Origin of the sequence: Streptomyces sp. NPDC001941 (assembly GCF_040296945.1) — a bacterium.
Taxonomy (GTDB): Bacteria; Actinomycetota; Actinomycetes; order Streptomycetales; family Streptomycetaceae; genus Streptomyces.
The window spans coordinates 46,262-68,782 of record NZ_JBEOYE010000023.1 but is presented as its reverse complement, the minus strand read 5'-3'; the positions used below and the strand labels follow the sequence as shown (position 1 = coordinate 68,782).

At 72.9% G+C, this 22,521-nt stretch carries 24 protein-coding genes; 9 read left to right on the top strand and 15 right to left on the bottom strand.

Features of this window, described 5'->3' with window-relative positions; translation table 11 throughout:
* Positions 1-36 precede the first annotated feature (36 nt).
* Positions 37-1,686, bottom strand: coding sequence for a serine/threonine-protein kinase (locus tag ABT160_RS17940; RefSeq protein ID WP_351648538.1), 1,650 nt, complete (start codon positions 1,684-1,686; stop codon positions 37-39).
* A 191-nt stretch (positions 1,687-1,877) separates the two neighbouring features.
* Between ABT160_RS17940 and ABT160_RS17935 the strand changes: the two genes are divergently transcribed.
* The gene (locus tag ABT160_RS17935) at positions 1,878-2,918 is read left to right on the top strand and encodes an alpha/beta hydrolase (RefSeq protein ID WP_351648536.1); all 1,041 of its coding nucleotides are present in this window, start codon (positions 1,878-1,880) and stop codon (positions 2,916-2,918) included.
* Positions 2,919-2,955: 37 nt separating this feature from the next.
* Here the strand turns inward: ABT160_RS17935 and ABT160_RS17930 are convergent, their stop codons facing one another.
* A complete protein-coding gene (locus tag ABT160_RS17930) occupies positions 2,956-3,816 on the bottom strand; it encodes a menaquinone biosynthetic enzyme MqnA/MqnD family protein (RefSeq protein ID WP_351648534.1) in 861 nt (286 codons plus the stop codon).
* A gap of 293 nt (positions 3,817-4,109) precedes the next feature.
* On the opposite strand from ABT160_RS17930, the gene ABT160_RS17925 reads away from it, so the two are divergent.
* Positions 4,110-4,313 carry a cold-shock protein gene (locus tag ABT160_RS17925; protein ID WP_351648532.1) on the top strand — a complete coding sequence of 68 codons (204 nt, stop codon included), beginning with the start codon at positions 4,110-4,112 and terminating at the stop codon, positions 4,311-4,313.
* 80 nt (positions 4,314-4,393) lie between these two features.
* Here the strand turns inward: ABT160_RS17925 and ABT160_RS17920 are convergent, their stop codons facing one another.
* Positions 4,394-6,148 carry an AMP-dependent synthetase/ligase gene (locus tag ABT160_RS17920; RefSeq protein ID WP_351648530.1) on the bottom strand — a complete coding sequence of 585 codons (1,755 nt, stop codon included), beginning with the start codon at positions 6,146-6,148 and terminating at the stop codon, positions 4,394-4,396.
* A 95-nt stretch (positions 6,149-6,243) separates the two neighbouring features.
* Here ABT160_RS17920 and ABT160_RS17915 point away from each other — a divergent pair, with 95 nt between their 5' ends.
* The 3 genes from ABT160_RS17915 to ABT160_RS17905 all read left to right on the top strand — a co-directional run bounded on the left by ABT160_RS17915 (position 6,244) and on the right by ABT160_RS17905 (position 9,045).
* Positions 6,244-7,245, top strand: a complete 1,002-nt coding sequence (locus tag ABT160_RS17915) for an AraC family transcriptional regulator (RefSeq protein WP_351648529.1) — start codon at positions 6,244-6,246, stop codon at positions 7,243-7,245.
* 186 nt (positions 7,246-7,431) lie between these two features.
* A complete protein-coding gene (locus ABT160_RS17910) occupies positions 7,432-8,613 on the top strand; it encodes a lipase family protein (protein ID WP_351648527.1) in 1,182 nt (393 codons plus the stop codon).
* Positions 8,614-8,634: 21 nt separating this feature from the next.
* Positions 8,635-9,045 (top strand): DnaJ family domain-containing protein, encoded by a 411-nt coding sequence (locus ABT160_RS17905; RefSeq protein WP_351648525.1) that lies wholly within the window; start codon positions 8,635-8,637, stop codon positions 9,043-9,045.
* Between the two features lie 37 nt (positions 9,046-9,082).
* On the opposite strand, the gene ABT160_RS17900 is transcribed toward ABT160_RS17905, so the two are convergent.
* Complete coding sequence (locus ABT160_RS17900) at positions 9,083-10,408, bottom strand: acetyl-CoA C-acetyltransferase (RefSeq protein ID WP_351648523.1); 1,326 nt, start codon at positions 10,406-10,408, stop codon at positions 9,083-9,085.
* A 71-nt stretch (positions 10,409-10,479) separates the two neighbouring features.
* On the opposite strand from ABT160_RS17900, the gene ABT160_RS17895 reads away from it, so the two are divergent.
* Together ABT160_RS17895 and ABT160_RS17890 are read left to right on the top strand one after the other, a co-directional pair.
* Positions 10,480-11,790 (top strand): 3-oxoacyl-ACP reductase, encoded by a 1,311-nt coding sequence (locus ABT160_RS17895; protein ID WP_351648521.1) that lies wholly within the window; start codon positions 10,480-10,482, stop codon positions 11,788-11,790.
* Positions 11,791-11,803: 13 nt separating this feature from the next.
* Positions 11,804-12,697, top strand: a complete 894-nt coding sequence (locus tag ABT160_RS17890; RefSeq protein WP_351648520.1) for a MaoC family dehydratase — start codon at positions 11,804-11,806, stop codon at positions 12,695-12,697.
* Here ABT160_RS17890 and ABT160_RS17885 read toward each other — a convergent pair.
* The 7 genes from ABT160_RS17885 to ABT160_RS17855 all read right to left on the bottom strand — a co-directional run bounded on the left by ABT160_RS17885 (position 12,694) and on the right by ABT160_RS17855 (position 18,133).
* Positions 12,694-13,317, bottom strand: a complete 624-nt coding sequence (locus tag ABT160_RS17885; RefSeq protein ID WP_351648611.1) for a TetR/AcrR family transcriptional regulator — start codon at positions 13,315-13,317, stop codon at positions 12,694-12,696. The two genes, ABT160_RS17890 and ABT160_RS17885, sit on opposite strands and share 4 nt — an antisense overlap.
* 20 nt (positions 13,318-13,337) lie before the next feature.
* Entirely contained in the window at positions 13,338-13,727 is a 390-nt protein-coding gene (locus ABT160_RS17880) for a MerR family transcriptional regulator (RefSeq protein WP_351648518.1), read from the bottom strand.
* Between the two features lie 88 nt (positions 13,728-13,815).
* Positions 13,816-15,156, bottom strand: coding sequence for a dicarboxylate/amino acid:cation symporter (locus tag ABT160_RS17875; protein WP_351648516.1), 1,341 nt, complete (start codon positions 15,154-15,156; stop codon positions 13,816-13,818).
* Positions 15,157-15,558: 402 nt separating this feature from the next.
* A complete protein-coding gene (locus ABT160_RS17870; RefSeq protein WP_351648514.1) occupies positions 15,559-15,855 on the bottom strand; it encodes a DUF4229 domain-containing protein in 297 nt (98 codons plus the stop codon).
* Positions 15,856-15,934: 79 nt separating this feature from the next.
* Complete coding sequence (locus tag ABT160_RS17865; protein ID WP_351648512.1) at positions 15,935-16,459, bottom strand: GNAT family N-acetyltransferase; 525 nt, start codon at positions 16,457-16,459, stop codon at positions 15,935-15,937.
* Positions 16,460-16,462: 3 nt separating this feature from the next.
* A complete protein-coding gene (gene mqnE / locus ABT160_RS17860; RefSeq protein WP_351648510.1) occupies positions 16,463-17,626 on the bottom strand; it encodes an aminofutalosine synthase MqnE in 1,164 nt (387 codons plus the stop codon).
* A 51-nt stretch (positions 17,627-17,677) separates the two neighbouring features.
* Positions 17,678-18,133, bottom strand: a complete 456-nt coding sequence (locus ABT160_RS17855) for an Lrp/AsnC family transcriptional regulator (protein ID WP_351648508.1) — start codon at positions 18,131-18,133, stop codon at positions 17,678-17,680.
* A gap of 123 nt (positions 18,134-18,256) precedes the next feature.
* Between ABT160_RS17855 and ABT160_RS17850 the strand changes: the two genes are divergently transcribed.
* Positions 18,257-18,394, top strand: a complete 138-nt coding sequence (locus tag ABT160_RS17850) for a hypothetical protein (RefSeq protein ID WP_351648506.1) — start codon at positions 18,257-18,259, stop codon at positions 18,392-18,394.
* On the opposite strand, the gene ABT160_RS17845 is transcribed toward ABT160_RS17850, so the two are convergent.
* The 4 genes from ABT160_RS17845 to ABT160_RS17830 are packed head-to-tail and all read right to left on the bottom strand — an operon-like array spanning position 18,391 to position 21,900.
* Positions 18,391-19,065, bottom strand: a complete 675-nt coding sequence (locus tag ABT160_RS17845) for a UbiX family flavin prenyltransferase (protein WP_502984255.1) — start codon at positions 19,063-19,065, stop codon at positions 18,391-18,393. The genes ABT160_RS17850 and ABT160_RS17845 overlap by 4 nt on opposite strands.
* Positions 19,062-19,982, bottom strand: coding sequence for a menaquinone biosynthesis prenyltransferase MqnP (gene mqnP, locus ABT160_RS17840; RefSeq protein ID WP_351648505.1), 921 nt, complete (start codon positions 19,980-19,982; stop codon positions 19,062-19,064). Before mqnP ends, ABT160_RS17845 begins: the two co-directional genes overlap by 4 nt.
* The gene (locus ABT160_RS17835; protein ID WP_351648503.1) at positions 19,979-20,452 is read right to left on the bottom strand and encodes a hypothetical protein; all 474 of its coding nucleotides are present in this window, start codon (positions 20,450-20,452) and stop codon (positions 19,979-19,981) included. The genes mqnP and ABT160_RS17835 overlap by 4 nt, the downstream gene beginning before the upstream one ends.
* The gene (locus ABT160_RS17830; protein WP_351648501.1) at positions 20,449-21,900 is read right to left on the bottom strand and encodes a menaquinone biosynthesis decarboxylase; all 1,452 of its coding nucleotides are present in this window, start codon (positions 21,898-21,900) and stop codon (positions 20,449-20,451) included. The genes ABT160_RS17835 and ABT160_RS17830 overlap by 4 nt, the downstream gene beginning before the upstream one ends.
* 88 nt (positions 21,901-21,988) lie before the next feature.
* Here ABT160_RS17830 and ABT160_RS17825 point away from each other — a divergent pair, with 88 nt between their 5' ends.
* On the top strand, positions 21,989-22,381 hold the full coding sequence (locus tag ABT160_RS17825) for a PLD nuclease N-terminal domain-containing protein (RefSeq protein ID WP_351648499.1): 393 nt from the start codon (positions 21,989-21,991) through the stop codon (positions 22,379-22,381).
* The last annotated feature ends 140 nt before the right edge of the window (positions 22,382-22,521 follow it).

Sequence of the window (22,521 nt, the reverse complement as noted above, 5' to 3'; positions counted from 1 at the left end):
GTCCCTTTCGGAGGGGTCTGGACGGACTGGCCAAGCCTAGCCGGACACCTTGGTGAGCGTGCCGGAGGGGCTGCCCGCCTTCACCTCGGCGGAGCGGTAGAGCAGGGTGCCGTCGTCCTTCAGGGTGAGGGTCAGCAGGGAGGACTCGCCGGTGCACAGGCCCGCCGTGCCGGGGCGGTCCGGGTCGTCGCGGTCGCGCAGGGTCAGCTGCCGGGAGGTGGCCGAGACCAGGGTGGCGAGCGCGTGGCACTCCACCTTCACCCCGAGGGCGTCGAGCGCGGTACTCAGGGTGGCCACGGTCCGTCCGGTGCCGCCCGCGCTGATCCTCGTGGTGAGGGTGCCGTGCGGGGAGCCGTTGGACTCGGTGGTGGGGCCCGACCAGGTGCCGAGGAACGCGTCGGGGACCGCGGTCACGGGGGCGCCCGGCGCCGTGGCCCGCGCGGAGGCCGTGGGGGAGCCGGACGGCGACGCGGCGGAGGCGGGCGGCCTGGCCGCCGAGCCGCCGCGGCCCTCGTCGCGGGTCCCGAACCAGTCGAAGAGGAAGGACCCGCCCACCGTCGCCACGGCCAGCGCCCCGGCCACGGCGAGCGCCACGGTGCAGCTGGCCCGCCGTCCGCGCCGCCCGGCGGTCGCGGTGAACGACAGGCCCGCCTCCTGGTCCCCCCGGGCCCCGCGCGGCGCGTCCGCGGGCGGCGGGGGCGTCGCCGGGAGGCCCGGCGGCGGGGTCGGCGGCCCGAACACCCCCACCGCGGGGCTGGAGAAGGGCACCGGGCCCGACGCGTCCACCGGCCCCGCCTCCAGGTCGAGCAGGCGTACGGCGGCCCGGCTGACCTGCTCCACCAGCGGGCCGGGCAGCCAGCCCGCCGCCATCGCCGCCGCCGCGCCGCCCGGGGCCAGCCGGCGGGCCACCTCGGCCGGTCCTGGCCGGGCGGCCGGGTCCTTGGCGAGGCAGCCGGCGACCAGGGCGCGCAGCTCGCCGCCGAGGGCGCCCAGCTCGGGCTCCTCGTGGACCACCTTGTAGAGCAGGGCGGCCGAGGAGTCGCCCGGGAAGGGCGCGCCGCCGGTCGCCGCGTACGCCAGGACGGCGCCCAGCGAGAAGACGTCGGCCGGGGCACCGGCGCCCCGGCCGAGGATCTGCTCGGGCGCCATGTAGCCGGGGGAGCCGACGGAGACGCCGGTGGAAGTGAGCGAGGCGGTGCTGTCGGTGGCCCGGGCGATGCCGAAGTCGATCAGGCGGGGGCCGTCCAGGGCGAGCAGCACGTTGGACGGCTTCACGTCGCGGTGGACCAGGCCCAGGGCGTGCACGGCGGCCAGCGCCTCGGCGAGTCCGGCGCCCAGCGCCCGTACCGACGCCCCGGGCAGTGCGCCGTGCTCGGTGACGGCGGCGGACAGCGGCGGCCCGGCCACGTACCCGGTGGCCACCCAGGGCACCGCGGCCTCCGGGTCGGCGTCCAGGACGGGGGCGGTCCAGGCGCCGCCCACCTGCCGGGCGGCGGCCACCTCGCGGCGGAACCGCTCGCGGAACTGCTCGTCCAGCGCGAAGTGCGGGTGGACGACCTTCACCGCGACGGTGCGCCCGCCGCCGCTGCGGGCCAGGTAGACCCGCCCCATGCCGCCCGCCCCGAGCCGGCCGAGCAGCCGGTAGGGCCCGATGGCGCGCGGATCGTCTGCTGCGAGCGGCTGCATGTCCCTGCCCACTCCCCCTGTGAGTACCGGTCCCTGTGCAGGAGCCTAGGGCGCCGCGTGCGCGGGATCACGGGAAAGGGGGCGCTGCTACCACGGAACCGATCGTGCGCGGGCCGCATCTTCAGTTCCGATTGAGGACTTGCTGCCCTATTGGTCCGATTGCCCGCGCCGCCGCACACCGGAGTACCCCCATGAACCGCCTGTCCAAGGCCCTCGCCGCCACCGTCGCCCTCGGCTCCGTCGCCCTGGTGGCCGGGTGCTCGGACGAGGGCGAGCCGGTCACCTTCGACGGGCCGTCCGCCTCCGCCCCGGCGCCGAAGCCGGACGCCGGCAAGGGCGGGGCGAAGACGCTCGACGAGGCCGCCCTGAAGACGCTGATGCCGACCGGCCCGAAGGCGGAGTTCCGTACCCAGAACACCCTGGAGGACGGCACCAAGATCGGCATGACGACGCTCACGGGCGAGAAGTCGGGCTTCACGGGCAAGGTCTGGGTGTGGGCGCCCAAGCAGTACTTCGACCCGAAGTACGCGAATTCCGGATTCCCGGTCCTGATCGCCCTGCCGGGCGGCAACGGATATCCGAACAATTACTGGATGGGCACCGACCTGAAGCTGCAGAGCAGCATCAGCAAGTGGTCCCAGGAGGGCAAGAGCCTGCCCTTCGTCGTGGTGATGCCGGTACTGAACCCGGACAAGAAGTTCTACTACGACGGCAGTGACATCCCGGGGCAGCCGAAAATGGGCACCTGGATGACCGAGGACGTGCCGAATTTCGTGAAGGCGAATTTCCGTACGTTCAAGTCCCGGGACGGCTGGGCGTTCATGGGCTCGTCCTCGGGCGGCTTCGTGGGCCTGAAGTCGGTGCTGCAGAAGCCGGACCGGTTCAAGGCCGTGATCGCCTCGGGCCCCGACACCGTGCCGGACTCGCCGCTGTGGTCGGGCCACGAGGCGGAGCGCCAGGCGAACAACCCGGAGAAGCTGGCCGCGGCGCTCGGCGCCAAGCCGGACAGCAAGAAGAACGACGTCTACCTGGCGTTCCAGGTCGGGACGAAGGAATCCGGCGTGAAGAACCTGAAGTCCTTCATCAAGGACCACACCAAGGGCCCGGTCAAGACGCGCCTGCAGGTCATCCAGGGCGGCACGCACAACGCCAAGACGTACGTGCGGGGCATGGAGGAGGGCTCGATCCAGTGGATCAGCGAGCACATGCAGGCCCCGATCCCCTCCTCCTGAGCCGCCCCTCCCGAGCCGCCACCGGGCCCCCGGGGGCTCAGGGGGCCAGCAGCTCCACCCGTACGTCCGCCGGGAAACCGGTGGTCGGACCGGTGCGGCGGGCGAACTCGCGCACGCCCTCCAGCTGGTCCGGGCCGAAGCGGAAGTCCAGCGTCGTGAAGTAGCGCTCCAGCAGCTCCGCGTCGAAGACCTCCCAGCGGGCGGCCTGCTCGGCGACCTTGCCGACCTCCTCAAGGGACAGGTTCCGCGAGGCCAGGAAGGCCTCGTGGACCTGGCGCACCACCTCGGGCTCGCGCGCCAGGTAGTCCTTGCGGGCGGCCCAGACGGCGAAGACGAACGGCAGCCCCGTCCAGTCCTTCCACATCTGCCCCAGGTCGTGGACCTGGAGGCCGAGGCGGGGCGCGTCGTGCAGCGAGGCGCGCAGCGCGGCGTCGCCGATCAGCACGGCCGCGTCCGCCTCCTGCATCATCACGCCGAGGTCGGGCGGGCAGGTGTAGTAGTCCGGGGCGACCCCGTAGCGCTCGGCGAGCAGCAGCTGGGCGAGGCGGACCGAGGTGCGGGAGGTCGAGCCGAGCGCGACGCGCGCCCCGTCGAGCCGCTCCAGCGGCACCTGGGAGACGATCACGCAGGACATCACGGGTCCGTCGCAGCCGACGGCCAGGTCGGGGAAGGCGACCAGGTCGTCCGCGTTGCGCAGGAACTCCACGAGGGTGATGGGCGCGATGTCGAGCTCGCCGCGCACCAGCCGCTCGCTGAGCTTCTCCGGGGTGTCCTTGGTCAGCTCCAGGTCGAGGAGCGTCCCGGTGCGGGCCAGGCCCCAGTACAGGGGCAGGCAGTTCAGGAACTGGATGTGGCCGACGCGGGGCCGGCTCCTGCGGTGGTCGGTTGAATTGTCCACATCGCGAGATTAGACCCGCCGGGTGCGGGAGGGGCGGGCGGGGGCCCGCGGCGCCGGGCGAAGCGGCGGTGACGGGGTGCCGTCAGCGCGTCAACGGGACGTCAAACCTACGGGTGAAGTGATCTTTCCCTCTATCGCGCCGAACACCCTGCGTGCTAGGCTCAGCGCAAGTTGCAGTTTGGTTTCCCTTGCAGTACAGAGCCTGCGGAGCATGTAACCCGCAGGCTTTTGTAGTTTTCAGACTTGGTTGCAGGTTCTGGAGCAGGGCGACCCTTTGGCCCATAGGAGGGCTCATGGCTACCGGAACCGTCAAGTGGTTCAACGCTGAAAAGGGCTTCGGCTTCATTGCCCAGGAAGGCGGCGGCCCGGATGTCTTCGTCCACTACTCCGCGATCAACGCTGCTGGTTTCCGCTCCCTCGAGGAGAACCAGCAGGTGAACTTCGACGTCACGCAGGGCCCCAAGGGCCCGCAGGCGGAGAACGTCACCCCGGTCTAAGCGGCCAGGGTCGGCGATCGCAACCGACTGAAGCAGTACCAAGGAGCCCCGGTCCCTGCGGACCGGGGCTCCTGCCCTTTTCACGGCTCCGGGTGGCCCTCCGACCGCCGCCGCTCCTGCCCGCCCCCGTCCGCGTAGAGCGCCTCGACCTCGGCGGCGTACCGCTCCAGGACGGCGCGGCGGCGCACCTTGAGCGTGGGGGTGAGGGTGCCGTCGGCGATGTCCAGGTCCTTGTCCAGGACCGCGAAGGCCCGCACCCGGGCCGGGCGGGCCACCTGCGCGTTCGCCGCGTCCACGGCCTCCTGGACCCGGGACCTGACCTCCTCGGGCGCCAGGTCCCTCGTCTCCTCGGGGTCCACCGTGACCAGCGCCACCGGGTACGGACGCCGGTCGCCGACCATCACGGCGTGCGAGACGAACCGGGAGCGCTCGATCGCCAGCTCCACCTGCGAGGGGGTCAGGTTCTTGCCGGACGAGGTGATGATCAGGTCCTTCTTGCGGCCGGTGATCGTCAGGTAGCCGTCCGCGTCCAGCGCCCCCAGGTCCCCGGTGCGCAGCCAGCCGTCCCCGTCCAGGGCCTCCGCGGTGGCGGCCGCGTTCGCGTGGTAGCCGGGGAAGACCACCGGGCCCCGGGCCAGCACCTCCCCGTCGTCCGCGATCCGCACCTCCAGGCCGGGCAGCGGGCGGCCCACGCTGCCGTGGCGGACGGCGCCCGGGTGGTTCAGCGAGATCACCCCGGCCGACTCGGTCATCCCGTACCCCTCGAAGACCGCGATCCCGCAGGCCCGCAGGAAGTCCAGGGTGGCCGGGGCGATCGGCGCGGCACCGGTCAGCGCCCAGCGCAGCCGCCCGCCGAAGGCCGCCCGCACCAGCGCGTACAGCCGCTCGTCGGCCTCCGCGTGGGCGGCCTCCAGCTCCTCGGGCAGCCGGCCCTCGGCGGCGAGCAGCCCGATCCGGACCGCCTCCGCCAGCCGCTCCCGGCCGCCCTCCTGCGCCTCGGCCAGGGCCAGCACGCCCTGGTGGACCTTCTCGAAGAGCCGGGGCACCGAGGGCAGGTGGGTGGGGGACGCCTCGGCGAGCTCGGTGACCACGTCCTCGATCCGGCCGCCGAAGTAGCACAGCTCGCCGCCGTACAGCAGGGTCGCGTACTCGATGAGCTGGGCCAGCAGGTGCGCGAGCGGCAGGTAGAGGTACGTGCGGTCGCCCGGGCCGCCCTCGATCAGCGGCAGCGTGGCGTCCTGCTCGGCGCCGATGTTGGCGTGGGTGAGGCGGCAGCCCTTGGGCAGTCCGGTGGTGCCCGAGGTGTAGACGATCGCGCTGTCGTCGCCCGGGGCCACGGCGGCGGCGCGGGCGAGCAGCTCCTCGGCCGTGACGCGCTGGTCGAGCCGGTCCAGGCCGCCGCCCTCCATGACCACCAGGTGGCGCAGCTCCGGCAGTTCGGCGCGCAGGGCGGCGACCCGCTCGGCCTGCGCGGCGTCCTCCACGACCGCCACCGAGGCGCCCGAGTCGGCGAGCACCCAGCGCAGCTCCTCGGCACCGGCGGTCGGGTAGACCGGCACCACGACGGCGCCCGCCGCGAGCGCCCCGAAGTGGGTGTACGTCCACTCCGGGCGGGTCTCGGCGAGGATCGCGACCCGGTCGCCGGGGGCGACGCCGAGGGCCATCAGGCCGCGGCCCACCCGGCGGACCCGGGTGCGCAGTTCCTCGTACGGGACGGACGTCCACGCGCCGTCGCGCCGGAAGCGCAGGGCCGGGGCGTCGCCGAAGCGCTGGGCGGCCCACTCGGTGAACACCGCGAGCGTGGCGGGGCGTTGGCCGGTGCCGTGTGTGGTCATGTACCCGACGGTAAGGACGGCGGCCGGTCCCGGGGGATGACGGAAAACGTCACCCCGGCTGCCCGGACCGCTCAACCCCGCTACGGTCCATGACCATGGCGAAGCGGACGATCACCGTGCACCACGTGCGGGCCGTGCTGCGCGGCGCCCGCCGCGGCGGTCTCGACACCGTGCCGTTGCTGCAGGCCGCGGGGATACCGCCGCTGCTGCTGGGCGACGACCGGGCGCGGGTCACACCGGCCCAGTTCGCCCTGCTGTTCCGGGAGTTGTACCGGGCCACCGGTGACGAGTTCCTCGGCCTGGGCAGTGTGGTCAGCCGCCCGGGCACCTTCGCGATGATGTGCCACGCCACCCTCGGCTGCCGCGACCTGGGCGCCGCGATCCGGCGCGGCACCGCCTTCTACGGGCTCTTCCCCGGCGGCCCCGAGCTGCTGCTCACCGAGGAGGGGGAGCGGGCGGTGTTCCGGGTGGGCGGGGACCTGTCGGGCGACGAGGACCGCTTCCTCACCGAGTGCCTGGTGATCATCTGGCACCGGCTGTGCAGCTGGCTGGTGGGGCGGCGCATCCCGCTGACCGCCGCGTCCTTCGGCTACCCGGCGCCGCCGCACCACGACGAGTACCCCGAACTCTTCGGCTGCGCCGTCCGGTTCGGCGCCCCGGCCACCGAGGCCGCCTTCGCCGCGCACTGGCTGGCGGCGCCGCTGGTGCGCGGCGAGGAGGAGCTGACCCGGATGCTGCGCCGCTCCCCCTTCGAGCTGCTGGGCCGGCACGCCTACGGCGCCACCACCGCCGAGCGCGTGCACGGGGCGCTGGCCCGGTCGCTGCGCGCCTCGCCCCGGCTGCCCTCGCTCGGGGAGGTCGCCGCGCGCCTCGCGGTCAGCCCGGCGACCCTGCGCCGCAGGCTCCAGGAGGAGGGCACCTCCTACCAGCGGCTGAAGGACGCGGTGCGGCGGGACGCGGCGATCGCGGGGCTGGCCGAGGGGCGCGAGCCGATCGCGGAGCTCGCGGCCCGGCTCGGCTTCTCCGAGGACACCTCCTTCCACCGGGCGTTCCGGCGCTGGACGGGGACGACTCCGGGGGCGTACCGCACGCGGTGAGCAGGCCGGGGCGGCGGCCCGGGGACGTACCGCACGCGCCGGGACGGCGGCCCGTGGTGCGCGCGGCCGTGCGGGCACCACGCGCGCGGTCAGTGAAGCTGAGCGTTCCGGTCAGCTCCGCGCCTACCGGCCGGTCACTACGGTCTCCCTACCGCTCCACACCCCCACCGCACGATGGGAGCCGCCATGCGTGTACGCAACGGAGTGCTGGCCTGCGTCGCCGCACTCGCCCTCACCGCCGCGCTGCCCGCCACGGCAGGCGCGGACCCCGCCGCACCGCCGGACCGGGCCGCGGCGGCCGCCGCGCCCGGCGACCTGGTGAGCGTGCGGGACTCCGCCTTCCACCCGCTGCCCGGGCAGCCGACGCTCACCAGGTCCTGGAAGATCGAGTACCGCTCGACCAGCGCGCTCGGCCGGGCGAACACCGTCTCCGGCACCGTGATCGTCCCCCAGGACGGCCGCACCGGGCCGCGCCCCCTGATCACCTACGCCGTGGGCACCGTCGGCCTGGGCGACTCCTGCGCGCCCAGCGCCAACTTCCCCCGGGGCACGGGCCTGGAGGCCAACCTCATCCAGCAGCTCACCTGGCGCGGCTGGGCCGTCGTGGTCACCGACTACGAGGGCCTGGGCACCCCCGGCGGCCACACCTACACCGTGGGCCGCTCCGCCGGACAGGCCATGCTCGACGCCGCCCGGGCCGCCCTCCGGCTCCCGCAGGCGGCCAGCTCCGGCCTGACCGCGAGCTCCCCGATCGGGATCATGGGCTACTCGCAGGGCGGCCAGGCCTCCAGCTGGGCGGCCGAACTGCACGACTCGTACGCCCCCGAGCTGAACGTGAAGGGCACCGCCACCGGTGGGGTCCCGGCCAAGCTGGACGCGCTGGTGCCGGTGCACGACGGCTCGTACGGGTCGGGGCTGCTGTTCATGGCGGCGGCCGGGCAGGACGCGGCCTTCCCCGAGCTGAAGCTGGACTCCTACCTCAACCCGGCGGGCAAGGCGCTGGTCGACTTCTTCCGGAACAACTGCGTGGCCGTCGACACCGTCGTCGGCTCCTTCAAGAAGATCTCCGACCTCACCGTCAGGGACCCGCTGAGCACCCCCGAGTGGCAGGCCAGGCTGCACGAGTCGGACCTCGGCACGCACGCGCCCGACCAGCCGGTGTACCTCTACCACGCGCTGGGCGACGAGCTGATCCCGTACGCCCTGGGCTCGGGGCTGCGGCGGGACTGGTGCGCGAAGGGCGCGGCCGTGGACTGGCGCACCATCGTGGTCGGCGAGCACGTCTCCGGGGTGATCACCGAGGCGCTCGCGGCGCAGAACTGGCTGGCCGACCGGTTCGCGGGCAAGGCCACCCGGGGCAACTGCTGACCCTCCCCGTACGCTGGAGGCATGACCGAACGCAAACCGCCCGGCGTCAGCTTCGAGTCATTCGTGGACAAGCAGATCCGTGAGGCTGCTGAACGGGGCGACTTCAAGACCCTGGCCGGGTTCGGCAAACCGCTGCCGAACGACTCGGCCCCCTACGACGAACTCTGGTGGATCAAGGGCAAGATGCACCGCGAGGGGCACGGCGTGCTCCCGCCCGCACTGGCCCTGCGCAAGGAGGCCGAGGACGCGGTGGCGGCGGTCGCCGACGCGAAGACGGAGTTCCAGGTGCGCCGCCTCCTCGGCGAGGTCAACAAGAAGATCGAGGCGGCGGTCCGCCGGCCGCCGCCCGGTCCCCCGCTGGGCCTGGAGCCGTTCGACATCCCGGCGGAGCTGGAATGCTGGCGCGAACGGCGGGCCGCCCAGGCCGACTAGAGCCTGCGGGCCGAGGGCGGCCAGGGCGTCACGGGCGTCACGGGCGTTCCAGGATCGCCGTGACGCCCTGGCCGCCGGCCGCGCAGACCGACACCAGGCCGCGGCCCGGCTCCCCGCGCTCGTCCAGGAGCTTGGCCAGGGTCGCCACGATGCGGGCCCCGGTCGCGGCGAAGGGGTGGCCGGTGGCCAGCGAGGAGCCCGCGACGTTCAGCCGGTCGCGGTCCACCGGGCCCAGGCCGCGCTTCTCCCAGGCCGCCAGGGTCGCCAGCACCTGGGAGGCGAACGCCTCGTGCACCTCGACCAGGTCGAAGTCGGCCAGGGTCAGCCCGGCCCGTTCGAGCAGCCGGGGCACGGCGTGCGCGGGTGCCATCAGCAGGCCGTCCGCCTCCGGGCCGCCCCCGGTGACGTCGCCGCGCACGTGGTCGACGGCCCCGGTCTCGTACAGGCTCAGGAAGGCCAGCGGGCGCAGGCCGCGCGCGGCGGCCCACTCCTCGCTCGCCAGCAGGACGGTCGCGGCGCCGTCGGTGAGGGGCGTGGAGTTGCCCGCGGTCATGGTGGCGCCGGGCCGGTCGGTGCCGAACACCGGCTTCAGGCGCGCCAGTTGCTCGGGCGTGGAGCCGGGGCGCAGGTTCTGGTCGCGCTCCAGGCCGCGGAAGGGGACCACCAGGTCCGCGAAGAACCCCCGGTCGTAGGCGGCGGCCAGGCGCTGGTGGCTGGTGGCGGCGAGCAGGTCCTGCTCCTCGCGGCCGACGCCCCAGGCGCGGGCGGTCACCGCGGCGTGCTCGCCCATGGAGAGCCCGGTGCGCGGCTCGGCGTTGCGCGGGATCTCGGGGACCAGGTGGCGCGGGCGGAACCGGGAGAGCTCCTTGAGGCGGCCGGGCAGGCCCTTGGCCCGGCGGGCGGCGAGCAGGATGCGGCGCAGTTCGTCGTTGATGCCGAGCGGGGCGTCGCTGGCGGTGTCGGCGCCGCCAGCGACCGCCGAGTCGACGGCGCCGAGCGCGATCTTGTTGGCGGCGGCGATGACGGCCTGGAGGCCGGTGCCGCAGGCCTGCTGGACGTCGTACGCGGGGGTGCGCGGGTCGAGCCCTGAGCCGAGCACCGTCTCGCGCGCCAGGTTGAAGTCCCGGCTGTGCTTGAGGACCGCGCCAGCCACGAACTCGCCCACCGCGCCCGGGACTTCGAGCCCGTACCGTTCGACCAGGCCGTCCAGGGCGGCGGTGAGCAGGTCCTGGTTGGAGGCGGTGGCGTAGGGGCCGTCGGAGCGGGCGAAGGGGACGCGGCTGCCCCCGATCACGGCGACCCGGCGCGGTGCGGGGGGCCCGGGGACCGGCGCGGCCCCGGGGACTGGCTTGGCGGACACCATCTCGACCAACTCCTGACCCTTGAGTAACCTTACTCTGGAGTAAATCTACGACCGAGCAGGGAGTCAGGACAATGGCCGACCGCTACCTCTCCTTCACCGGGTCCGCTCCGGGCCGCTTCCTGACCCGGACCCTGGGACTCCCCCAGCCCGTCCCCCTGCGCCGCTGGACGCCCCAACGCCCGGCCCTGGACGGGGTGTTGCTGATCCGTACGGCCGGCACGTCCGCGCTGGCCGACCCGCTGCCGGACGACCTGGGGCTGCCGGTGGCCGCCGAGGCGGAGCACCCCGCCGCCGTGCTCGTCGACGCCACCGGGGTGGCCACCACCGGCGACCTGGCCCGGGTGCACGCGGCGCTGCACCCGCTGGTCCGGGCGATCGCGACCAGCGGCCGGGTGGTGGTCCTGGGCGCGCCCCCCTCCCCGACGGACCATCACCAGGCGGCGGTGCAGCAGGCGTTGGAGGGATTCGTACGCTCCCTGGGCAAGGAGCTCGGCCGGGGGCGGACCGCCAACCTGGTGCGGGCCCGCTCCGGCGCGGCCGCCGCCTCCACCCTGCGCTTCCTGCTCTCCCCCAGGTCCGCCTACGTCAGCGGCCAGGTGATCGGGACCGGGGACGACGCCCCGGAGCAACTGGCCGACCCCGAGTGCCCGTTGGCCGGGCGCACCGCCCTGGTGACCGGCGCGGCGCGCGGCATCGGCGCCGAGGTCGCCCGGGTGCTGGCCCGCGACGGCGCCCGGCTGGTCTGCCTGGACGTGCCCGGGGCCGAGGAGGCGCTACGGGCCACCGCCGCCGCGCTGCCCGGCGGCGCGAGCGCGCTCGCCCTGGACGTCACGGCCGCCGACGCCGCCGAGCGGATCGCCGCCGCGCTGCCGGACGGACTCGACGTGCTGGTCCACAACGCGGGCATCACCCGCGACCGCCGGCTGGCCAACATGCCCGCCGAGCGCTGGAGTTCGGTGCTCGACGTGAATCTCACCTCGGTCCTGGACACCACCGACGCCCTGCTCGCGGCGGGCGTGCTGCGGCGCGGCGGCCGGATCGTCGCGACCGCCTCCATCGCGGGCATCGCGGGCAACAACGGCCAGACCAACTACGCCGCCAGCAAGGCCGGGATCATCGGCCTGGTGCGCTCCCTGGCGCCGCGCGCCGCCGCCGAGCACGGCGTGACCGTGAACGCGGTGGCCCCGGGCTTCATCGAGACGAAGATGACCGCCGCCGTGCCGCTGTTCATCCGCGAGGCCGGGCGGCGCATGAACTCCCTGGCCCAGGGCGGCCTCCCGGTCGACGTCGCCGAGACCACGGCCTGGTTCGCCAGCCCCGCGTCGGCCGCGGTGAACGGCCAGGTCGTCCGCGTCTGCGGCCAGTCCCTGCTGGGAGCGTGACACCGTGACCACCGTGGACAGCACGCCCACCACCGAACTGACCACCGCGCCCGCGCTGCTCCCGCTGCTGCTGCGCGGCGCCCTGCTCTCCCCGCTGAAGCGCCCGGCGCGCGGCGCGGCGCTGCCGCCCGAGCGGCTGCGGCTGGCCGGGGCCCGGATCGACCCGGACCGGCTCGCGGCGTACCGGCGCGTCTGCGGCTTCCCCGCCACCGGGCCGCTCCCGCTCGCCCACCCCCACGTCCTGGCGTTCCCGCTGGCCATGCGGCTGATGACGGCGCGGGCCTTCCCGCTGCCGGTGCTCGGACTGGTGCACACCGGCATCGAGGTCACCGCGCACCACCCGCTGACCGCCGCCGACAGCCCCGACCTGACGGTGTACGCGCGCGAGCTCGTCCCGCACCACCGGGGCACGCAGGTCGTCGTGGTCACCGAGGCCCGGCTGGACGGGGCGCTGGCCTGGGAGTCCACCAGCCGCTACCTGGCCCGGCACGCCACGGCTTCCGGCTCGGGCTCCGGCCCCGGGTCGCCCGCGCGCGGGGCGGAGCCCGCACCGCTCCCGGCCGTCGCCGAGTGGCGGCTGCCCGGAGACCTGGGGCGGCGCTACGGCGCGGTCTCCGGCGACCGCAACCCGATCCACCTGCACCCGCTGACCGCACGGGCCTTCGGCTTCCCCCGGGCCATCGCGCACGGCATGTGGACGTTCGCCCGCTGCCTGGCCGAGCTGCCGGGGGCCACCACCGTCCGGGCGGACTTCCGGGCGCCGGTGCCGCTGCCGTCGACGGTGACGTACGCGACGGACGGCGCGGGGGCCTTCGAACTGCGGGGCCGGGACGGCCGGGTGCACCTGACGGGCAGCACCCAGGGCCAGGACGTGTCGCGCGACGCCCGCGCCCAGGACCTGTCCTAGACCTTGCCGGCGGGGCTCCAGCGCTCGCCCGCCATCAGCGTGCCGAGCCCCTGCCAGGCGAAGTTCATCAGCGTCCCCGCCGCCTCCTTCGCGGACACCCCGGGCGTCTCGTTGGCCCACCCGGCCAGCGACTCCGCCGCCCCGACCAGTGCCTGGGCCAGCGCCATCACGTCCCGCTCGGCCAGCTCGTCCGCCCGGTGCGTCTCCCGGGCGGCGGCCCCGATCAGCAGCGACACGAAGGCCACGATCTCGTCGCGCATCACCACCACCTCGGCGGCGAACGGCTCCCCGTGCGTGCGGGCCTGGCGGTGCAGCACGGCCCAGGCGTCGGGGTGCTCGGCGGTGTGCGTGAAGAAGGCGAGCAGCCCCGCCCACAGCTGCCGGTCGGCCGCCAGGTCCGGCTCGGCGGCGTCGCGCACCGCCGCGATCAGCGCCTGCGCCTCGCGCCGGATGCACGCGGTGAACAGGTCCTCCTTGGAGTTGAGGTACAGGTACACCAACGGCTTGGACACGCCCGCCAGTTCGGCGATCTCGTCCATCGACGCGGCCCGGTACCCCCGCTGCCCGAAGGTCTGCACGGCGGCGTCCATCATCTGCTGCTCACGCACCGCGCGCGGCATCCGCTTGGCCTTCGGCACAGCTACTCCCCGGTAAGCTCCTCGGTCAGCGGTAAGCCTACGACCCGCTGGAAGTGCGGGCAGTCCACGATGCGCTCCGCGGTGCAGTCCAGGGCGTGCTCGACCAGTTCCAGGCGGGTGCGCACCGACTCCAGTTCGCGGCGCAGCTCGCGGCGGCGGGCGGCGAGCAGCTCGCCGGGGGCGCCCAGGAGTTCGCGCACCGCGGCCAGCGAGAGGCCCGCGGCCTTGGCCCGTACGACGGCGGCGACGGCCACCAGGTGCTCACGGCGGTAGCTGCGCCGGCCGTTGGGCAGCCGGTCGGGCGTGAGGAGGCCCTCGGACTCCCAGTGGCGCAGGACGTGGGTGGCGACGCCGAACCGCTCGGCGACGTCGGAGATGGTGTGACCGGTCATCGGGACCACGACCCCCTTCTGATACGCCAGTGCCCCCTGTGGCAGGCAGGGGGCACTGGCGTGGTCCGTTGGCGGATCAGACGCGGGCTCAGGCGGCGGCGGGCACGGCCTCGCGGGAGTCCTGGATCTCCTCGGCGTCCTCGCGGTCCAGCGGGGAGGACGACGCGGTGGCGTACGCCTCGCGGTCCAGGATCTTCTCACGGGCCGCGACGACGACCGGCACGAGGGCCTGGCCGGCCACGTTGGTGGCGGTGCGCATCATGTCCAGGATCGGGTCGATCGCCATCAGCAGGCCGACGCCCTCCAGCGGCAGGCCCAGGGTGGACAGCGTCAGGGTCAGCATGACCGTGGCGCCGGTGAGGCCGGCGGTGGCGGCGGAGCCGACGACCGAGACGAACGCGATGAGCAGGTACTCCTTGATGCCCAGCTGGATGTCGAAGATCTGCGCGATGAAGATCGCGGCGAGCGCCGGGTAGATCGCGGCGCAGCCGTCCATCTTGGTGGTCGCGCCGAACGGCACGGCGAAGGAGGTGTACTCCTTCGGAACGCCCAGGCGCTCGGTGACCTTCTGGGTGACCGGCATGGTGCCGACCGAGGAGCGGGAGACGAACGCCAGCTGGATCGCGGGCCAGGCGCCCTTGAAGAACTGGATCGGGTTCACCTTCGCAACGAGCGCGAGCAGCGTCGGGTAGACGCCGAACAGCACCAGGGCGCAGCCGATGTAGATGTCGGCGGTGAAGGTGGCGTACTTGCCGAGCAGGTCCCAGCCGTAGGTGGAGATCGCCTTGCCGATGAGGCCGATGGTGCCGATCGGGGCGAGCAGGATGACCCACCACAGGGCCTTCTGCAGCAGCGCCAGGATCGACTCGCTGATCTCCAGGATCGGCTTGGCCTTCTCGCCGAGCTTCAGCAGGGCGATGCCGGCGACGGCGGCCATGAAGACGATCTGCAGGACTTCCAGGTTCTGGAAGGGCGTGATGACGTCGGTGGGCACGATGCCGGTCAGGAAGTCGATCCAGCTGCCCGCGTGTTCGGGCTTGGAGCCGTCGGCCGGGGTCAGGCCGGTGCCGGCGCCGGGGTTGGTGAGCAGGCCGATCGTGATGCCGATCGCGACCGCGATCAGCGAGGTGATCATGAACCAGATCAGCGTCTGGGCGGCCAGCCGGGCGGCGTTGTTGACCTTCCGCAGGTTGGTGATCGACACCAGGATGGCGAAGAAGACGAGCGGGGCCACGGCCAGCTTGAGCAGCTGGACGAAGGTGTTGCCGATGGTCTCCAGGGTCGTCTTCAGCCAGCTGACGTCCTGGCTGCGGGCCAGCCAGCCGAGCAGTACGCCGAGGACGAGGCCGGCCACGATCTGGGCCCAGAAGGGCACCTTGGATATCGGGTTGGCGCGCTTGACCGGGGGGTTCGCGGTGTTCGCGGACACGGACACACTCCAGTGATGCGTATCGGTCGATACGTCAGGAAAAGAAGGGGGACGGGGGTGCGGCGCCCGTGCGCTCGAAGGGCGGCGCCGCTGCGTGATTGCCGGGTCAGACCTCGCGGCAACAGACCGCGGACATGCAGCGGCACAGATCGACATGCAGGCGCGCCACGAGCGGAACGCCGCCCATGGCATTGCGAGTGCGCACTGATGTCTTCATGTGGAACACGTTAACACTTGAACTTTGAGAACCTCAAAGCACTTCTTTGGTACCGCCGGGTAGTGGCCGGAACCCGACGGGGACGAACCGGCCGGAAAACGCCGACGCCCCAGGCGGGGAGCGGTGGCTCCGCGCCTGGGGCGTGGGAAGGGTGTGACGAAGGTTACCCGGGTGGGCCCCGTGTCCTACTGGACGGTGCCGTCCTCCTGGGACCGGTTGGCGTCGAGGCGGGCCTTCATGAGGTCGGCCCGCGCGGAGATCTGCACGGACATCGCGTCGCGCTGCTTGCGCAGCAGGACGAAGCTGAGCGGCGCGGAGATCACGATCGCGAGGAGCAGCACCCACAGCAGGTTGGAGTCGCCCAGCGCGCGCGGCAGCACCCGCAGGTAGACCAGGCCCCAGAGGGCCAGGAAGCACGCGGCGAAGATGCCGAGGCGGCTGGCGGTGTAACGGAGCGTGGCACTGGCGCTGTTGCCGGACACGACGGCCCCTTTCCCTGCGATTGGCGTTGCCCGACTAGTGAAGCACGCCCCCAAATCGATCAATTCAGCGGGAGCGGGATCAGTGCAGCGGGAGCAGCATCGTGATGTCGTCGCGGTCGTCGCCCGGGGCGACCCGGATCGCGCCGGGCACCCGGCCGACCTCCTTGTAGCCGCAGGAGGCGTAGAAGTGCTCCAGGCCGCCTCCGCCGCGGCAGGTCAGCCGTACCGCCTCGACGCCCACGGAGCCCCGCGCCGCGTCCGCGACGGCGGCCATCAGCTCGCGCCCGTACCCCCGGCCCTGGTGGCGGGGGTGCACCATCACGGTGTACGCCCACACCCAGTGGCGCATCAGGCGGTGGGTGTTGGACTGGAGGAACGCGGTGGCGGCCACCTCGCCCGCCGCGTCGAGGCCGACGAGCAGCCGGGTGCGGCCCTCGGCCATGGCGAGCAGGTGCTTGAGGAGTTCGGGCCGGACCTCGTCCGGGGTCACCGGCGGCACGAAGCCGACGGATCCCCCGGCGTTGGTCACCTCGGCCCACAGGCGGAGCACCCCGTCCTTGAGCGCGGGGTCGACCGGCGGGTCGAGGCGGAAGTCGAGCGGCACGGCTCAGACCCGCATGGCCTGCGGGGTCTCGCGGCGGTCGGCCTCGGGACCCGGGTACTCGCGGATGACCTCGTAGCGGGTGTTGCGCTCGACCGGGCGGAAGCCGGCGTCGCGGATCAGCTCCAGCAGGTCCTCGCGGCCCAGCTTGTTGGGCGTGCCGTAGTTGTCCGCGTCGTGCGTGATCTTGTACTCGACGACCGAGCCGTCCATGTCGTCGGCGCCGTGCTGCAGGGCGAGCTGGGCGGTCTGCACGCCGTGCATGACCCAGAACACCTTCACGTGCGGGACGTTGTCGAAGAGCAGGCGGGAGACCGCGAAGGTCTTCAGGGCCTCGGCGCCGGTGGCCATGGTGGTGCGGGCCTGGAGCTTGTTGCGGACCTTGCCGTCCTGCATGTCGACGAAGTCGTGCTGGTAGCGCAGCGGGATGAAGACCTGGAAGCCGCCGGTCTCGTCCTGGAGCTCACGCAGCCGCAGCACGTGGTCGACGCGGTGGCGGGGCTCCTCGATGTGCCCGTACAGCATCGTGCACGGGGTCTTGAGGCCCTTCTCGTGCGCCAGGCGGTGGATGCGCGACCAGTCCTCCCAGTGGGTCCTGTGGTCGACGATGTGCTGGCGCACCTCCCAGTCGAAGATCTCGGCGCCACCGCCGGTCAGCGACTCCAGGCCGGCCTCGATCAGCTCGTCGAGGATCTCCGAGGCGGACAGGCCCGAGATGGTCTCGAAGTGGTGGATCTCGGTGGCGGTGAAGGCCTTCAGCGAGACGTTCGGCAGGGCCTTCTTCAGCTCGCTGAGCGAGCGCGGGTAGTACCGCCAGGGCAGGTTGGGGTGGAGCCCGTTGACGATGTGCAGCTCGGTGAGGTTGTCGTTCTCCATCGCCTTGGCGAGGCGGACGGCCTCCTCGATGCGCATGGTGTACGCGTCCTTCTCGCCCGGCTTGCGCTGGAACGAGCAGTAGGCGCACGACGCGGTGCACACGTTGGTCATGTTGAGGTGGCGGTTGACGTTGAAGTGGACGACGTCACCGTTCTTGCGGGTCCTGACCTCGTGGGCCAGGCCGCCGAGCCAGGCGAGGTCGTCCGACTCGTACAGGGCGATGCCGTCCTCGCGGGTCAGCCGCTCCCCGGCCCGGACCTTCTGCTCCAGCTCGCGCTTGAGTCCCGCGTCCATCTGCGGCCGCCTCCCATTACATCCGTCGATCGGGCTCCACCAACCGTACGCCTACGCCTCGTCCGGCAGGTCGCCGACCCGGTTCTCCCACTTCGTGGAGAGCACGATCGTGGTACGGGTGCGGGAGACGCCCTTGGTGCCGCTGAGCCGGCGGATGGTCTTCTCCAGGCCGTCGACGTCGCCGACGCGGACCTTGAGCATGAAGGAGTCGTCGCCCGCGATGAACCAGCAGTCCTCGATCTCGGCGAGGTCCTTCAGTCGCCGGGCCACGTCCTCGTGGTCGGCGGCGTCGGAGAGGGAGATGCCGATCAGCGCGGTGACGCCCAGGCCCAGCGACGCGGAGTCGACGGTGGCCCGGTAGCCGGTGATGACACCGGCCGCCTCCAGGCGGTTGATGCGGTCGGTGACGGACGGCCCGGAGAGTCCGACGAGGCGGCCGAGCTCGGCGTACGAGGCCCTGCCGTTCTCCCGCAGGGCCTGGATGAGCTGCCTATCAACGGCGTCCATAGGTCTATGCCTTCCATTTTCCAGCGATACCGCAAGTTTACGTGTAGAATCTAAGGCATGCAGGGCCGACACCCTGCGAATCTTTCAGACGATCAAAGACGATCTTTCAGGAGTGGTTACCCCGTGTACACGATCGAGATGGCCTACGCCCACATGCGCTCGCTGCAGGAGCTGGCCAACCGCTCGCGTGCCCACCAGCCCGCCGCCGCGCACCGCGTGGACCGGACCGTGCGGACGCGCCGCCCGGCCAAGAAGGCCTAGTTCCCCCGAGAGCCCCCCAGCTCTCCCTCCCATCGGCGGTACAGCCGGTGCGGCACCTCCGCCGCGTCCAGCACCCGCCCCGCGACGAAGTCCACCAGGTCCTGGATGTGCGTCGCACCCGCGTAGAACGCCGGAGAGGCGGGCAGCACCACGGCGCCCGCCTCGTCCAGCGCCACCAGGTGCTTCAGTGTCTGCCCGTTCAGCGGTGTCTCGCGCACCGCGACCACCAGCCGTCGCCGCTCCTTGAGCGTCACGCTCGCGGCCCGCTGGAGCAGGTCCTTGGAGAGCCCGAGCGCCACGCCCGCCACGCAGGCCGTCGACGCGGGCACGATCAGCATCCCCTTCACCGGGTACGACCCCGAGGACGGCCCCGCCGCCAGGTCACCCGCGCCCCAGTACCGCACGCCCGAGACGTCCGCCTCGAAGGCGTCCGGCTTGCCGTCCGCGCCCCGCGCCAGCCACTGCGCCAGGTCCTCGCGCCAGTGCGCGTCCCGGAAGGCGATGCCCGTCTCGTCCAGCAGGGTCAGCCGGGACGCCCGCGACACCACGAGGTCCACGTCCTCCCCCGCGTCCAGCAGCCCCCGCAGCACGGCGGCGGCGTACGGCGTCCCGGACGCCCCGGACACCCCGACGACCCAGGGACGACGCCGCTCCGCCAGGTCCCCGCTCACACGCCCAGCCCCCGCACCACCAGGTCGACCAGGGCACAGGCGAACAGCGAGATGCCGATGAAGCCGTTCGTCTGGAAGAAGGCGCGGTTCAGGCGGGACAGGTCGTGGGGCTTGACGATCGTGTGCTCGTAGCAGAACGCGGCCACCACGACCACCAGGCCCAGCCAGAAGAACAGGCCCGCACCGGTCGCCAGGGCGTACCAGACCAGCAGCGCCGTCGTGACCACCGCGGAGCCGCGCGCGCCGTACAGCGCCGCCGGGATGCCGAAGCGGGCCGGGACCGACTTCACGCCGTGCGCGCGGTCCGCCTGGACGTCCTGGCAGGCGAAGATCAGGTCGAAGCCGCCGATCCACACGCCCACCGCGACGCCCAGGACCACCGCGTCCCAGGACCACTCCCCGGTGACCGCGATCCACGCGCCGACCGGGCCCATCGCCTGGGCCAGGCCCAGGATGGCGTGCGGGAAGTTGGTGAACCGCTTGCCGTACGGGTAGACCACCATCGGCACCACCGCGACCGGCGCCAGCGCCAGGCACAGCGGGTTCAGCAGCGCCGCCGCGCCCAGGAACACCACGACCGCGACCAGCGCGCCGGTCCAGGCCGAGCGCACGCTGACCGCGCCCGTGACCAGCTCGCGCCCGGCGGTGCGGGGATTGCGGGCGTCGATCTCGCGGTCGATGATCCGGTTGCAGGCCATCGCGAACGTGCGCAGCCCCACCATCGCCACCGTCACCAGCAGCAGCTGCACCCAGTGCACCGAGCGGTCCACCTGGAACATCGCGGTGAGCGCGGCGATGTACGCGAAGGGCAGCGCGAACACCGAGTGCTCGATCATCACCAGCCGCAGGAAGGCCTTCACCTTGCCGGCCGGCCGCGGCGCGGGCCCGCCCAGGACCCCGTCGGCGGTCGTCGTCATGCCAGGCTCCCGCGGAAGTCGTCCAGGCCGGCCAGCAGGGCGGCGGTCGCCAGCGGGCCGAGCTCCAGCGCGCACGCCTCGCCCTCCTGGCCCTCCGGCGGGGTCAGCCGGGCCGTGAAGGTCCACGCCTCCCCGGCGGGCCGGGCGTCGAGCACGAGGACGTCGCCGGCCTCCACCTCGTACGCCTCCCCGGACCTCAGCACCATCGCCAGGCGTTCGGCGAAGTCCTCGGCCTCCGCGTCCCGCAGGCCCGGCAGCTCGAAGCCGCCGCCCTCGCCGGACGCGCCGTCCTCGTAGAGCACGCTCCACACGTCGCCGTCACCGGCGAACTCCTCGGGCGTGACGCCCGCCCCGGCGGCGGCCTCGACCACGCCGGGGTCGGCCGGGTCGAGCTTCGGGCGCTCCAGGGCGACGTACGTCCCGTCGTCGCCGATGAAGAGGGCGGGGCCGCCGAGTGCGATGGGGCTCACAGGCCGTACTCCTTCCAGCGACGGTCCACCGTCGCCTTCGTCGCCGGGTCGGACTCGACCATGTTCGGCCAGCCCCCGTCCCGGGTGTAGCCCTCCTCGGGCAGCTTCTTCGTCGCGTCGATGCCCGCCTTGCCGCCCCAGAACTGCTGGTACGACGCGTGGTCCAGGTGGTCGACCGGGCCCTCGACGACCGTGAGGTCGCGGGAGTAGTCGACGTTGCCCAGGGCCCGCCAGGCGACCTCGTGGTAGTTGTGCACGTCGCAGTCCTTGTCGACGACCACGATCAGCTTCTCCAGGGAGAGCATGTGGGCGCCCCAGATCGCGTGCATCACCTTCTGCGCGTGCTTGGGGTACTTCTTGTCGATCGAGACGATCACGCAGTTGTGGAAGCCGCCCGACTCCGGCAGGTGGTAGTCCACGATGTCCGGCACGATGATCTTCAGCAGCGGCAGGAAGAACCGCTCGGTGGCGCGGCCCAGCGGCCCGTCCTCCGTCGGCGGCCGGCCCACCACGATCGACTGCAGCAGCGGGCGGCGCCGCATGGTGACGCAGTCGATGGTCAGCGCCGGGAAGTCCTCCTGCGGCGTGTAGAAGCCGGTGTGGTCGCCGAACGGGCCCTCGGGCAGCATCCGCCCCGGCTCCAGCCAGCCCTCCAGGACCACCTCGGCCTCGGCCGGCACCTGGAGCGGGACCGTCCTGCAGTCCACCATCTCCACCCGCTTGCCCTGCAGGAAGCCCGCGAACAGGTACTCGTCGATGTCCTCCGGCAACGGCGCCGTCGAGGCGTACGTCACGGCCGGGGGCGCCCCGAAGGCGATCGCGACCGGCAGCTTCTCGCCGCGCCGGGCGGCCACCTGGTAGTGGTTGCGGCTGTCCTTGTGGATCTGCCAGTGCATGCCGATGGTGCGCTTGTCGTGGCGCTGGAGGCGGTAGAGCCCGAGGTTGCGGATGCCGTTCTCGGGGTGCTTGGTGTGCGTCAGGCCGAGGTTGAAGAAGGAGCCGCCGTCCTCGGGCCAGGTGAACAGCGCGGGCAGCCGGTCCAGGTCCACCTCGTCGCCGCGCAGCACGACCTCCTGCACGGGCGCTTCCTTGACCTTCTTCGGCGGCACGTGCGCCATCGAGCCGAGCTTGCCGAAGGCCTCGCGCACCCCGATGAAGCCCCGGGGCAGCTCCGGCTTGAGCAGGCCCGCGACCTTCTCGCTGATCTCGTCGTACGACTTCAGGCCGAGCGCCTTGAGCAGCCGGCGGTCGGTGCCGTACACGTTCATCGCCAGGGGCATGTCCGAGCCCTTGACGTTCTCGAACAGCAGCGCCGGGCCGCCCGCCTTCTGGACCCGGTCGACGATCTCCCCGACCTCCAGGTACGGGTCGACTTCGGCCTTGATGCGCTTGAGGTCGCCCTCGCGCTCCAGCGCCCGGAGCAGGGAGCGAAGATCGTCGTAAGCCATGGGGTCAAGTATCCCCGAGCCGCTACCCTGGGCCCGTCACCGGGGCCGCACCACGGGCTCCGCCACTGCTTCCAGGGGGCTGCTCCACATGCTCAGGGCGCTGGTCTACATCCTGCCGCTGGCACTGACGATCTTCGCGTTCATCGACTGCCTGAACACCCCCGAGAAGGAGACCAAGCACCTGCCGAAGGTGGCCTGGGTCTTCATCATCCTGCTCTTCTGGATCGTCGGGCCGATCGTCTGGCTGGTGGCCGGGAAGGTCCGCGCCACCGGCCCGCGCGGCGGCCGGGGCGCCCGGGGCGGCTGGGTCGCCCCCGACGACAACCCCGAGTTCCTCAAGTCGCTCGGTGACGCGCGGAGCACCGGCCCCGAGGACGGGAAGGACGCGGCCGACCTGAAGGACTGGGAGGCCGACCTGCGCCGCCGCGAGGAGGAGCTCAAGCGCCGCGAGCGCGGCGACGAGGGGCGGCAGGAGGGCTGACGGAGCCCGCCCGCGGTCCTCGGCGGACCGGTGTGCTCCTCCGCGCTCCTTCGCGTACGAACGACGAGTCGGCCCCGCGCCCGGGATGTGGGGGGGGGCCGCGGGGAACGAAACCAAAGGGGTGACGCGCCCGCCGAGGT